Genomic DNA, 13,104 nt, shown 5'->3' on the forward strand with positions numbered 1-13,104 from the left:
TCGACCTTTTTGTTTGTCACACACCTTAGCTTTGGGGCAACGTCTTTATAGTTGATAAGTATGCCCCGTCCCAAGGGGAAGAAGAAGCGGAGCATGGTTATTACTAATAATTATTTCGGATCAGTAAATAAATAATGAGACCGACAATAGGGAAGAACAACAAGCCCAGCACAACCAGAATCGCAAATTCGGGGCTGCGGCCTTTTCGCCGGGCGTCATTATAACCCCATACGCAGACGGCAATGTGAAGAAAGAAGAAGAAGAACCCCAGTAATAACGTCACAATTCCTAAGATACCAAAGCCAACAAAACTCATAATAAAATACCCTCCCGAACTCTAAATGTATGATTTACATACGGTCGATCAGCAGAAGGGTCGCAAAAAAACAAAAAGATATGGAATTTTCCTGCCGGGGGTAACCGGAGATTGCATAAGAATAGGGATATTTTATTAACCTATATAGGAGAATTCTGCAATACATAGATCACAACGAAATAGTAAATACATGGTATGATAAAGGTTGACGTTATTTTGGCGTGGGAACGATTTCGCCATCGTTTTGAAATGTTGAAGCTATCGTATAAGATAGTAATAATATCTATAAAGCAGGAAAAGACGGGAGACAACGATGAATCAACCGCTCTATGGCGTATGGCTAGGTGACGTATTCTTTTGTTTTTCCGGTGAGGTTTCGGAACCGAGAGTGGATGCTTGGAGCCGCGTGGTCCGTACCTTTCGCAAACCGGATGGAACCCGTCCCTTCGCTAACGCTTCCCTCCGGCTTGCCGAGCTCAGATATCCGGCCAAAGTCCTCGGATCGAAAAGCACACGGCGTCCGGAACGGAAGACACTTGGCGGACGGACGATGGAAGGGCTTGCTCTGACACCGGGAGACGCATTTCAATTGCTGATCTCGCTGGATTCTGAGTATTATCAGACTCAGGGACTAAACGTCGGTGAAGAAATGGAATATTGGGTACAAGTGAGCAGATTTGCATTGGAGCTGCTCCTGCAAGGGAAGTTTGCACCGGGGACAGCCGAGGTGCCTTCCGTGGGCAGGCGCCGGACAACAATGCAAAATATAAAAGCGGTATGGAAGCCGCAGCTGTCTGCCGAGGATACAGCACGCTTTTTGCAGCTGGCAGCGAATATCCCGCCCATTGCGATGGGGACGCCCGCAGCTCTTGCCGGATTCGATCCTTCAACCCGTGAGGAAGCAGGGGCTATTGTGCTGTATTCTTTTCTGTGCGGCGTGATCGACAGCCAGGCCCGGGCAGCTGTCCGTGAATCGGAGGATAAGCTTCGGACCTATCTGGCGAATTACCGGCGGGGACAATCTCCCCTGGCCGAGCTGTGGTGGAACAGCCTGTTGACCGTCAGTCGGGATATTCCCATTCAAGGGACGGCTGAGGAAGTTAGCGAGCTGGAGGAAGCTGTTGAACGTGTTGGAGGGACAACGTTTCCTTATGCCAGCGGGGAGGATCAGCCTCCCGAGAATGGAACCGTTGGACTTGGGCTGCGGCTTGAGCCGCCTTTGGACGAGGCCCAGAAGGACTGGAAGGTGTCCTTCTGGGTACGAAGCCAGGAGGACGAAGGCTTATCAATGCCAGTCCGCAGCATTTGGGGAAATCCGGAATCCGATCAGCTGATCCGTGGACGGATGTATTCTAGGATTCAGCTGCAGCTGTTAATGAAGCTGGGAGAAGCGGTAGAACTGGCACCGGAGCTGGCCGCAGGCTTGTACGGGCGTGCACCCGAGAGCGTGTCGCTATCGCTTGACCGCTTGTCCACGTTTATGAAGGAATCGGTTCCGAAATTAACGGCGAGCGGAGTCACGGTCCAAATGCCTTCACGATGGAGCAGGGAAGGGCGCCGCCGCGTCGGCTTATCTCTCAAAATGATGCCGGATGCAAAATCATCCGGTGAAGCGCATCGACTGCCGGTGTTAGGCATGGAGCATCTGGTCAGCTTTCAGATCTCTGCAGCGATGGGAGGCCAATCCCTGACGCGCGAAGAGTTAAAGTTTCTGGCCGAACAGAATCTGCCCTATGTCCAGTTCCGCGGGGAATGGGTTGAGGTGGATCTGAAGGAGATCAACCAAGTGCTGCGGTTCATGAAGCGCCATGAGAAGGGCGAGATGGAGCTTGCGGAATGGATGCACCTTAGCGCTGATATGGATGGAGAACGCCTGTGGAAGGGTCTCTTTATCGAAGAAGTGGAGACAACGGGTTTGCTATCTTCTTTACTGGATGGAGAGACGTCTCGCAAGCTGCCATCCCGCCCGATTCCTTCCTCGCTTCACGGCGAACTGAGACCGTATCAGGAACGGGGATATCAGTGGCTAAGCGTGATGCGCGATTTGGGATTTGGTGTTTGCCTTGCCGACGATATGGGACTTGGAAAAACGGTACAGGTCATCACCTGTCTGCTGGAGCGTCTCAATACGGAATCCGCTGGCGGTCCGGTGCTGATTATTTGCCCGACCTCGCTTCTGGGTAACTGGCAGCGGGAAATTCAGCGATTTGCACCGGATCTGACCTTGCATGTGCACCATGGCGTTCGACGCCTGCGTGGTGAAGACTTTTTGCAGGAAGCGGCCAATTATGATATCGTGCTGACCACCTATCACTTGGCGGGAAGAGACGGCGGTGATTTATCCGCTATCCAGTGGTCGAGTGTGGTGCTCGACGAAGCACAATATATTAAGAATTACCGTACGAAGCAAGCGCAGAGCGTCATGAAATTATCCGCGCCTCACCGTATTGCCATGACCGGAACACCGGTGGAGAACCGTTTGGCGGAGCTGTGGTCGATCTTTCATTTTCTCAATCCGGGATATCTCGGCTCCTTTAACACCTTCCGTCAGCGCTATGCGCCAGGAGAGGGGCAGCAGGAGAGATTCCGTGAGCTTCATAAGCTGGTATCTCCATTCATGCTGCGCAGACTCAAGAGCGATCCGGATATCCGCAAGGATCTGCCGGAGAAGCTGGAATTGAAATCATATTGCCCGCTGACCGAGGTTCAAGGCGCGATGTACCAAGCGGTTGTCGATGAGATGATGGGGCAGATCGAGAGCCGGTCGGGCATAGCCCGCAAGGGACTCGTGCTTTCGTCCCTCACCAAGCTGAAGCAAATATGCGATCATCCGCAGCTGCTTCGACATGACGAAGGACGCGCGGTGCGTGCGGAGTCCTCGGGCAAAATGGAGCGTATGCTTGAAATTCTCGACAACATCGCAGATGTCGGAGAATCGGCGTTGATCTTTACCCAGTATGTGGGCATGGGTGAACTGCTGGTAAGCATGCTTGGACGTAAATACGGGAAGGAGCCGTATTTCCTTCACGGAGGGGTGCCTAAACGGGAACGGGATGAGATGGTACGGGCATTCCAGGCAGGCGAGGGGCCCGAGTTCTTTGTTCTCTCGTTAAAAGCCGGGGGCGTAGGCCTGAATTTGACCCGCGCGAACCATGTGCTTCACTATGACCGGTGGTGGAACCCGGCGGTCGAGAATCAGGCGACGGACCGTGTATTCCGGATCGGGCAGCACCGTAACGTTCAGGTGCACAAGCTGATTTCTCAGGGAACGCTGGAGGAGCGGATTGACGAGCTGATCGAACAGAAGAAGGCGTTATCCGAGCAGGTTGTCGGGTCAGGCGAAACATGGCTGACGGAAATGTCGGACGGTGAGCTCCGCCAGCTGATTGAGCTGCAGGAGCAAGATTGGATGTAACCGGATTGCGTACGGCGCATGGAGCAGCCGATAAGACATACAAAAATGGATGCCAGGGAGGTGTGGGCTATGGAATCTGCGGAATCGGCCGAACGAATCAGGCTGGAGATCGAACCTGGATGGTTAAAGGGGAAAGTGGATGGAGCTGATGAATCATCGGGGACGTATGAGGTCAGCGTTCAGGTGAAGACGCTGAACCCCGCTGCCCGTGAGGCGGTGCTGGCTTATCTGGAGGAAGACCCGCAGGCGCTGTACCGCCTGCTTGCAGGGCAGGACGCCCTTTGGCTGGCCGAGCAGCTGGCGCCATCGCCCCTGCAGGGCGAAGAGCCGGCCGCCGATGCCCGCTGCACCTGCGGCCAAAGGGCCTGCGGGCATGCCGCAGCCTTGCTGGCTGCCGCGGCCCTGCGGCTTGCGGCAGAGCCGCTCCAGCAGCTGACGCTGCTGGGGCTGCCGCGGGAAGCGCTGCTGGCCGGCGTCTTCGACGCCTGGGCCAAAGCAGCCCCGCCGCCAGCAGGCGGCTCTGCCGCAGAGCAGGCCACCCGGGCGAAGGAGAAGGGACCGTCCGGTCCTTCTCCGGGCGAATGGGTGGCCGAAGCGGCGGCCGAGGGCCGATTGCACCGGCCTGGCCCGCAGCTTAGCGAGCTGGAGGTGCAGCTATCACCGCCGCCTCCGGCAGATCAGCTAGGTCCAGTCGGCGACTGGACAAGCTTACTGCCTGGCGTTCGCGGCGCTTCCAAAGCGCTCAGCGTGATTGCCCGCGGAGCGGCCAAACAAGCCGAGCAGAAGCGTCGCAATTTGAAGTCGCCGTAAGGTTGGAAATCCATCACAGAATTGTAATGGATTTGATAGAAGCGGCGCCATAAATCGAGGGAAACGGCCGGATATTTGACGTAAACGGAGATTATCCGGCAGGATTCGACAGCCACTCGTTTGTTCTGTTCATTCTGAATAAGGTACAATGGGGTCAGGACAAACCGTGGGAAAGGAAGAAGCAATAGATGAATGCATTTTCGGGAAAACGAACACGATTTACAAGCGTAATGCTGTCATCCTTGATGTTAGCAGGGGCCCTTCTGGCAGGATGTCAATCGAATGATACCGGTTCCGGTAAGGAACAGGGTCAGGAATTGCAGTCGCCGGCCGAGGGCCAGGAAGGAAACACAATTCCTGAGGGTGGCGCGGGTAATGGAGAGACAGGGGCTGAGAATCAGCCAGCGGATCCGGTTATGGCGAAGCGCAGCGAGAATGCACTTCAAGCCACGATCCAGGAGAGCGGCGGCAAGCAGGTCGTAACCAACGCGGAGGCTATGACGGTGGTTGTAAATAAGCAGCGCAGCTTGCCTGATGGTTATGAACCAAGTGATCTCGTGGAGCCGAATGTCCCATTTTCTTTTGATGAGCCGCATGAAAAACGGCATCTGAGAAAAGAAGCGGCTGACGCGCTCGAGGAATTGTTCGATGCGGCCAAAGCGGATGGCATCGAACTGCGCGCCGTATCGGGATACCGTTCCTACGCCCGTCAGAAAAGTATATATGAGAATAATGTTCGTACCAAAGGGGAAGTCGAGGCTAATCGTGTAAGCGCGGTGCCGGGTACGAGTGAGCATCAGACAGGCCTTACGATTGACGTGTCCAGTCCAAGCGCAGGTAATGCGCTGGAGGAAACGTTCGGTCATACGGCGGAAGGGCAGTGGCTGGCGCAACACGCGTCGGAATTCGGCTTCATCATTCGTTATCCAGAAGGAGCCGAGAATATTACCGGTTATGTATACGAGCCATGGCATATCCGTTATGTAGGCAAGGATCTGGCGCCGGATATTGCCGACAGCGGCATGACGCTGGAAGAATACCTCGATGAAGCGAACATTAAACTGTAAGCTGTGCTAATAGTCGTAGGATAAACGGGACTTTTTATCCTTGTACACCGGCTTGCGAATCTATAAAGTAGAACAGGACCTGCGCAAGGCCGGGCGATGTTCTTGTTATACGAATGAATCCCGGGGCGGCTTGGCTCCGGGATTCATTCGTATTTTAAGAGATAAGAAAGCATCAACTTCAGAGGCTTACCATCCTGATCTCGCAAGAAAAACTTCCGCTAAATGCGGTCTGTCATCTGAGAAAGTTCGTCGATATACGTACGGACTGATAGTCTTTACTTATTTAATGGCGAGTCATCATAACCGGGATCATCGTAGCCGGTGTCGGTCAGCTTGCCGAGGATATTCATGTCCTCAATGGTTTTGCGCGTGCGTTCATCACCATGTTCATGGAGAAAGTGGTAGAGGTTCATCGTTCGTTCATCATATTGCTCGGCAGCAACGTCATGATCCGCCGACTTGTAAGGGACGAATGTACGTTTAAACGCATACCGATCGCTGCTGCTGACTTCATACAGCAGCCCCCTCAGCTTGGAGACCTCTTCATCATCCATATATACGACATATTCATTCGTATCGTTCGGTACATCCTGGATCAGATTGTGATTGACTGAAACATAATACGTCTTTTTATCGTTTCTCATATTAAATCCCTCCAGACTTCGGCAGCTAAGGGCTGCTCGGAATAGGACGAGGCTGCAAGCCGACAGTATAATGGCATGGTACTGTCCAGTTTTCTAATCATATACACGTTCGGGACACGGATGAATCAGCAGCGGGGTTGGAAGGTGCTTCCTTTTTCACATGGGGCAAGGAATTTGGTATGATAGAATCACCATGGTGGCAGTATATTGGACGATGAGGAGCATATTATCACAATGAGTAGTATGCGAAACGGTAAAAAAACATGGGATAGCCGGTTTATGGCTAGCTAAAAATCGTTAATAACCTTAATGAAGAGATATGACAATGCGCCGGCAGCTCGCTGGTGAATCGGGATATGAGAAAGAGGAGGATTCATAAATGAATATTTTACAAAAGCTCAAGGATGGAGCCAACCGCGCAACGGAAAAGGCTCAGCACGTGGTGGAAGTGAATAAGCTCAACAGCCAAATTTCCGAAATCGAACAGCAGAAGAACTCATATTACTTGCAGATGGGTAAAGTGTTCTATGAGGGCTACCGTCAGCAGGACATGGCGATGGCTGAAAAAGAAATGGTCGAGCTTGCGCAAACCTGCGATGGATTGCAGGAGCAAATCGAAGCAATTCGGAACCGCATTGCGGTCCTCAAGAATGAGCGGGTCTGTGAATGCGGGCGGGTGGTCGCGCTGGATGCAAATTTCTGTCCATACTGTGGGAATAAGCTTGATAATTTAATTCACCCTGAGAAGTCAACAGCGGAAGAACCAAGGGAGCCTGAGCGTAAGATCATGTTTGATAAACATGAATATGCAGCGGCTGAAGAACAACAGGAGCAGGACGAATTGCATACCTATGATTTCCGTTCGAATCCGGATCCATACGAGCCGGATATGTATGAACCGGAGCCGGAGCGGCAGCACGAGGAAATGGAGCTGTCTGAACCGGAGGTTGATCCGGAACAGCTGCGTATCGAGCAGGAGGAGCAGGAGAAGGAGCGCCGTCACTGGGAAGAACTCGAGCGGGAGCGGGAGAGGCAGCTGGAACTGGACCGCCGCATTCGTTTCTGGCAGGAGAATAACCAAAGTCAGGACTATGTTGGTGATGATGAGGCGGCGCGCGATATGGTGAAGTGCCAGATTTGCAGTGTCGACCTGCCAAAAGGCTCGAAATGGTGTCCGCGCTGCGGAGCTGAACAGATTTAAGATATAGGGATTCGGACGATCATGCCCTTAACGCGAGTGTTAATATGACAGTATGAATGATAGAGCAAGCGTTCGAGCATCTTGGGAGGACTAATAATATGGAACAATTGCTGCATCATTTGCGGAATTTGGGATTTACGGAGATTGAATCGAAAATTATGGTGGACCTTGCCGAGTATGGGCCAGCGGGTGGTTATGAGGTAGCTAAACGACTTGGAGCTTCGCGCTCTAATGTCTATGCAGCCATGCAGCGTTTGGAGCGGCAAGGGGCACTTGAGCGAATGGACGGGGAACCCGTCCGTTACCGTTCGTTGAAACCGGAGGAACTGACGCGAATGATATCCGGCCGTGTGGAGGCATCACTCGCTTTTGTTGAGAAGAGCTTGCCGCGAGGAAGCGGTACCGCTGCTCCCTTCCTTAGTATGGAAGGAGATCAGGCGGTGCTTGATGTGCTCGTCCGGGAATTGAAGCGAGCGAAACAAGAGATCGTGGTTGACGTCTGGCGTGAAGAGGCATCGCTTCTGCGTGAACCGCTGGCTGAAGCGGAGGCTAGGGGAGTCAAGGTGCTGTGGGCTTGTGACGGCCCGGACCAGGGACTCTCAAGAACGCTGGCATGGTCTGGCTGGAACGGCCTGGCGGAGCGCAGAGGAGGCGGCCGGAAATTCTCCTTTGTTGTGGACCGGCAGTGGTGCATATTAGGGATGCGCGGCGGGGAATATGATACAGGAGCGGTCATCACGGAGCATCCGGTACTAGCTGAGCTCCTGCTGCATCATTTTACTCAGGAGATGGTATTGTTCCAGCTTGAACAGGACATGGGTGAGCAGCTGGAGGCGCGTTATGGAGAGCACTTTGGTCTGATCCAGAGCCTGTATCTTAATGCGGAAGCCGATGCCGAAGCTCAGGAAGACCAGGCTCCGGAACCGAAATCCAAACTAGCGGAGTATGAAGCTGATTCTAACTCAATGGACGGGGATAGCAGTCGAAATACGGCCTAGGGTTTCGGCTCAGCTCATGGGAAGCTTTTCTAGAAGTGACTTTTGTCACAGTTAGACATTATGGTTCATCGTACAATGTAATAAACATATAGATAAGGAACGCCGGGATTTATCTTGGCGTTTATTTGCTTAAGATCCAGCAACACGTGGGAATGAAGGGATGTAGCTGGTAGGAGAGCATGAATGAGACGGTTTTTAATCGCAATCATGACAACCAAGAGAAGGGGGATGAATGAGCATGGAATGCATCGTTCATTTTACAGTGGGACATAAGGAAGAACCTAAGAAGCTTCGGGGATTGATTTTTGTGGATAAAGGAGAGAATCCTACAGGTCAGCAGCTGCTCGATATGTTTCATGAAATGGAGTATAAGGTGGTACCTGACCCGCATGATGAACTTCTTTTTAAACCGGAGAATCCGACGGAAAGTTATACTTATATACGTGTGAACGAACTCGATATGGGTCAAGAAAAATATACGGAAGACCGCAATCTGAAATCGCTGCTAAACGAGCTGCTGCCTAAACAGCGCACGGGCTTGTAACGGCTTGCTGGAGACATCATACTTGCGAAGAAATGAATAACCCCATCTGCCTTTCGTAACGTCCGCTGGGATTCGCAAAATCCGCTTGTTATAATGGATGTACGGAAGGGGATGGAGATGTTTATTTTTGCAGGAATCGTTGCATTATTGATTTACGGCTTGCTGGTTTATTATATTGGTCGAAGCGTATGGAGCTGGATGAAACCGGGTCCATCCCTTGTGCTCAAATGGACATACATAGTCGTACTGACGGTGGTATCGACATCGTTTATTTCAGGACGGTTCTTTGGTAACCTCACCGTGTTGAGTGTGATAGGATCGTATTGGATGGCTATTTTCTATGTCCTGATCATCCTTCTCCCGTTGATGCATATCATGTTGTGGCTGCTGAGATTGACGGCATTGCGAAGAGATGGCCTGGAGAAGGCGGCGGGTTCTATCGTGTTGATGCTCATGGTGATTGTGATCGGTTTCGGCTCATTTAATGCGTATAGTCCAACGGTTCGAGCTTATGATATTCACGTAGATAAGAACGCCGGCACACTTGAGCAGCTGAATATCGTTATGGCATCCGACATGCACTTCGGCGTCTTGTCAGGTAAAGCCCATGCTGCGCGCATGGTGAAGGAGATCAATGACTTAAAGCCGGATCTGGTATTGTTTCCAGGCGATATCATCGATGACGACCTGGATGCTTATTTACGCCAGGGGATCGATCAGATTCTGACCGGTATCCAGGCAACGTATGGTGTGTATGCCTCACTGGGCAATCATGACCGATTCGAAGGGGAAATTCCGGAACTGATCGCGGCTCTTGAGCAGAGCGGCATGACCGTGCTGTATGATGAGAAATTGACGGTGGAGGGCCTGACGCTGGTTGGCAGACGGGATAAACAGGATCAGGAGCGGGCCGAATTGTCCACGATCATGGGTGGGACCGATCTATCCCAGCCGATCATTCTGCTTGATCATCAGCCGAATGCGCTGGAGGAAGCACAGCAGCAGGGCGTAGACCTTATCGTTTCTGGGCATACGCACCGTGGGCAGGTATTCCCGGCACATCTGATTACGAAGGCCATGTTCGAGAATGATTGGGGATATCTGCAAAAAGGCCAGATGCATTCCATCGTGTCCTCGGGCTACGGCTTCTGGGGACCGCCGATTCGTCTGGGTTCCCGCTCCGAGATTGTCCAAATCCATGTTACATTTCAATAGATGCTATTGAGGGTTGAGGGGTATACCGAGTGAACGCAGGTTTAACCGCTGGCGACATGGAAATGGAAGGGGATGGGAATGGGAATGGGAATGATATCTTATTCCCCTAGCAGCAAGCTCATGGTGGAACTTATACGCTCCGTATCCAGCTGGTTGATGTAAACGGCGATGTGTCGGTGCCCATCGGTGATCCTATGGAATCGATTATGGAGGTTTTTTAGCGGATTTAGTGCCTCTGCAGGCTGTCCCACGAAACTTATGGGGCAGCTTTTTTTCCTTTAATTGACCGGCAGTTTATTATTTCCGTAAATTTTCACTTTATTTTTTCATAGGGAATGCGTTATACTTCATTCATTCGGAAATATAACATTTACACGTAAGCATTCTAAGGAATTTGGATATTATACATTTTCTCGTATAGGTGCAGGAATTGGCCTGCATGTCTCTACCCGATCACCGGAAATGATTGGACTACGGGTTATAGCAGCAGCAGCGGACAAGCCAGGTCAATTCCATTTGACCTCAGGTGGCTCACGGTGCGTTTTTGTTGCTTATGCCCATTTGTTTCTTTCCCGGCGATTCGGTGAAAGGAGGAAGTGGGCTTTTTTTGCTTGGAATGTAAACAAATTTAAGGGGGAGCATCATGCAATTACTGCAGAACAAAGTGAAAGAGGAAGGCATTGTATTAAGCGGACAGGTACTTAAGGTGGATTCATTCCTGAACCACCAGATGGACCCGGTATTGATGAAAGAGGTGGGGAAGGAATTTACGCGATTGTTTAAGGAAGCGAACGTGACTCGTGTATTGACCATTGAATCCTCCGGCATCGCGCCCGGCATTATGACCGCCCTTGAGATGGAAGTGCCTCTCATCTTTGCACGGAAGCAGAAGTCGCTGACCCTCCGTGAGGATATATTCGTGGAGAAGGTGTATTCCTTCACCAAGCAGGAGACGAACGAAATTACGGTCGCGAAGAAATTCATCAAACCCGGCGATAAAGTGCTGATCGTGGATGACTTCCTTGCTAACGGCGAGGCGGCATTCGGGCTTGCTCGAATCGTAGAGCAGGCGGGCGCCGAGGTGGTAGGCATCGGGATCGTCATTGAAAAGGCATTTCAACCAGGAGGACGCTTGTTAGCCGAAGCGGGCTACCGGGTAGAATCGCTCGTACGGATTGCATCACTTGAAGATGGCGTAGTGACATTCGCATAGACCGAAAGCTGACAATTTAATTGGGGGGAATCAAGGAGCCATGGAACAACAGAAACAAGCGGTGCAAGAACCGATTTTTGATAAAAATCGGAGTCCGGGCAAAACCTTTTCACTGGGTTTACAGCATGTATTGGCAATGTACGCAGGGGCTATCATCGTACCGCTTATCGTTGGCGGGCAGCTCGGCTTAACGACGGAGCAGCTGACGTATCTCATCGCCATCGACCTGCTTGCTTGCGGGGTTGCAACCTTGCTGCAGGTATTCGGCAACAAGTACTTCGGTATCGGTCTTCCGGTCATGCTCGGCTGCGCATTCCAGGCTGTAGGTCCGATGATCATTATCGGGCAGAAGCACGGGATGTCGGCAATTTATGGAGCGATTATCGCTTCCGGTTTATTTGTCATTCTGTTCTCCGGTTTATTCGGTAAGCTGATTAAGGTATTCCCGCCTGTCGTGACAGGCTCGGTTGTTACAATTATAGGGTTGACGCTGATTCCCGTAGCTTTGAATGACCTTGGCGGCGGTCAAGGCAGCGAGGATTTTGGCAGTGCGCTCAACATTTCCCTTGGCTTCGGCGTTCTTGCCTTCATCATTATCATGAATCGGTTTGCCAAAGGTTTCTTGCGTTCGATATCGGTACTTCTAGGTCTTATTCTAGGCACCTTGGTAGCGGCATTCTACGGTGGAGTGGATTTATCCCCGCTGCGCGAAGCCGGCTGGTTCCGTGCTCCGCAGCCTTTCTTTTTTGGTACGCCGGAGTTTAAGATCGTTCCGATCATGACAATGATTTTGGTAGCGATTGTCAGTGTTGCCGAATCGACAGGCGTATTTATGGCGCTTGGCAAAATCGTGGATCGTGACATTACCTCCAAGGATTTGTCCCGTGGTTACCGTGCGGAGGGTCTTGCGATTGTGGTAGGCGGTATTTTCAATTCGTTCCCTTATACCACATACTCTCAAAACGTGGGTCTGATTCAGATGAGCCGTGTGAAGACGCGTGACGTGATCGTTGTGGCAGGCGGCTTGCTGGTCTTGATCGGATTTGTTCCGAAGATTGCCGCCATGACACAGCTTGTACCAACATCCGTTCTGGGTGGAGCCATGGTAGCCCTGTTCGGCATGGTTGTATCTTCCGGTATTCGGATGTTAGGGGATCAAGTAGACCTTAACCGACACGAGAACCTGTTTATTATTGCATGTTCCGTCGGCATGGGCCTTGGTGTGACAACCGTACCGGGTCTGTTCGCGAGTCTGCCTGACAACCTGCGTATTCTTGCCGATAACGGCATTGTGGCGGGCAGCTTGACAGCGATTGTGCTAAACCTGATCTTCAATGGTTTGAGAAATACCAAGCCCACTTCCACAGAGCAATGTGATTCAGCAGAAGGACACGCTGCATAACAAATGTCTTTAAAAGCAGCCGGATGAACTCCGGCTGCTCAGGCTGTCGAGAAAGTCTCGACAGCTATTTTTTGTGTATTTAATTCAACACGACACCGCGTTAATATTGTATAATATTTGTAAATAAACYGTTCGGAAGGGTGTTAAATATGTTGCGTTCTAACCGAGAAAAACAGCAGGCTTACGAGTTTGTTTCGATTGAAGAATTGGTTCCTCAAGATCATCTGCTTCGTAAAGTGGACAAGTATATCGATTTCTCTTTCATCGACGAAAAGGTTC

Annotated in this window: 11 protein-coding genes and 1 riboswitch; of the genes, 9 read left to right on the plus strand and 2 right to left on the minus strand. The window is 51.5% G+C overall.

Annotation, left to right across the window (positions count from 1 at the left end):
- Positions 1 to 103 precede the first annotated feature (103 nt).
- Positions 104 to 316 carry a PLDc N-terminal domain-containing protein gene (locus AB4124_RS33510; RefSeq protein WP_076326015.1) on the minus strand — a complete coding sequence of 71 codons (213 nt, stop codon included), beginning with the start codon at positions 314 to 316 and terminating at the stop codon, positions 104 to 106.
- Positions 317 to 629: 313 nt separating this feature from the next.
- Here AB4124_RS33510 and AB4124_RS33515 point away from each other — a divergent pair, with 313 nt between their 5' ends.
- From AB4124_RS33515 to AB4124_RS33525, 3 genes are all read left to right on the plus strand, one after another.
- Positions 630 to 3,731, plus strand: a complete 3,102-nt coding sequence (locus tag AB4124_RS33515; protein ID WP_430110900.1) for a DEAD/DEAH box helicase — start codon at positions 630 to 632, stop codon at positions 3,729 to 3,731.
- 69 nt (positions 3,732 to 3,800) lie between these two features.
- Entirely contained in the window at positions 3,801 to 4,541 is a 741-nt protein-coding gene (locus AB4124_RS33520) for a hypothetical protein (RefSeq protein WP_441975399.1), read from the plus strand.
- A 188-nt stretch (positions 4,542 to 4,729) separates the two neighbouring features.
- On the plus strand, positions 4,730 to 5,608 hold the full coding sequence (locus AB4124_RS33525; RefSeq protein ID WP_441975400.1) for a M15 family metallopeptidase: 879 nt from the start codon (positions 4,730 to 4,732) through the stop codon (positions 5,606 to 5,608).
- 275 nt (positions 5,609 to 5,883) lie between these two features.
- On the opposite strand, the gene AB4124_RS33530 is transcribed toward AB4124_RS33525, so the two are convergent.
- Entirely contained in the window at positions 5,884 to 6,252 is a 369-nt protein-coding gene (locus AB4124_RS33530; protein WP_441975401.1) for a hypothetical protein, read from the minus strand.
- Positions 6,253 to 6,631: 379 nt separating this feature from the next.
- Here AB4124_RS33530 and AB4124_RS33535 point away from each other — a divergent pair, with 379 nt between their 5' ends.
- The 6 genes from AB4124_RS33535 to AB4124_RS33560 all read left to right on the plus strand — a co-directional run bounded on the left by AB4124_RS33535 (position 6,632) and on the right by AB4124_RS33560 (position 12,825).
- Positions 6,632 to 7,453, plus strand: coding sequence for a zinc ribbon domain-containing protein (locus AB4124_RS33535; RefSeq protein WP_430110906.1), 822 nt, complete (start codon positions 6,632 to 6,634; stop codon positions 7,451 to 7,453).
- Between the two features lie 98 nt (positions 7,454 to 7,551).
- The gene (locus tag AB4124_RS33540) at positions 7,552 to 8,451 is read left to right on the plus strand and encodes a TrmB family transcriptional regulator (RefSeq protein WP_379414404.1); all 900 of its coding nucleotides are present in this window, start codon (positions 7,552 to 7,554) and stop codon (positions 8,449 to 8,451) included.
- Between the two features lie 238 nt (positions 8,452 to 8,689).
- Positions 8,690 to 8,995 (plus strand): hypothetical protein, encoded by a 306-nt coding sequence (locus AB4124_RS33545; protein ID WP_179090732.1) that lies wholly within the window; start codon positions 8,690 to 8,692, stop codon positions 8,993 to 8,995.
- Between the two features lie 117 nt (positions 8,996 to 9,112).
- Positions 9,113 to 10,210, plus strand: a complete 1,098-nt coding sequence (locus AB4124_RS33550; protein WP_441975402.1) for a metallophosphoesterase — start codon at positions 9,113 to 9,115, stop codon at positions 10,208 to 10,210.
- A 393-nt stretch (positions 10,211 to 10,603) separates the two neighbouring features.
- Positions 10,604 to 10,704: riboswitch (purine riboswitch) on the plus strand.
- A gap of 149 nt (positions 10,705 to 10,853) precedes the next feature.
- Entirely contained in the window at positions 10,854 to 11,423 is a 570-nt protein-coding gene (locus tag AB4124_RS33555) for a xanthine phosphoribosyltransferase (protein ID WP_009593434.1), read from the plus strand.
- 40 nt (positions 11,424 to 11,463) lie between these two features.
- The gene (locus AB4124_RS33560) at positions 11,464 to 12,825 is read left to right on the plus strand and encodes a nucleobase:cation symporter-2 family protein (RefSeq protein WP_441975403.1); all 1,362 of its coding nucleotides are present in this window, start codon (positions 11,464 to 11,466) and stop codon (positions 12,823 to 12,825) included.
- Positions 12,826 to 13,104: the final 279 nt, after the last annotated feature.

This window comes from Paenibacillus sp. 2KB_20, from assembly GCF_052115765.1.
Taxonomy (GTDB): Bacteria; Bacillota; Bacilli; order Paenibacillales; family Paenibacillaceae; genus Paenibacillus_AQ.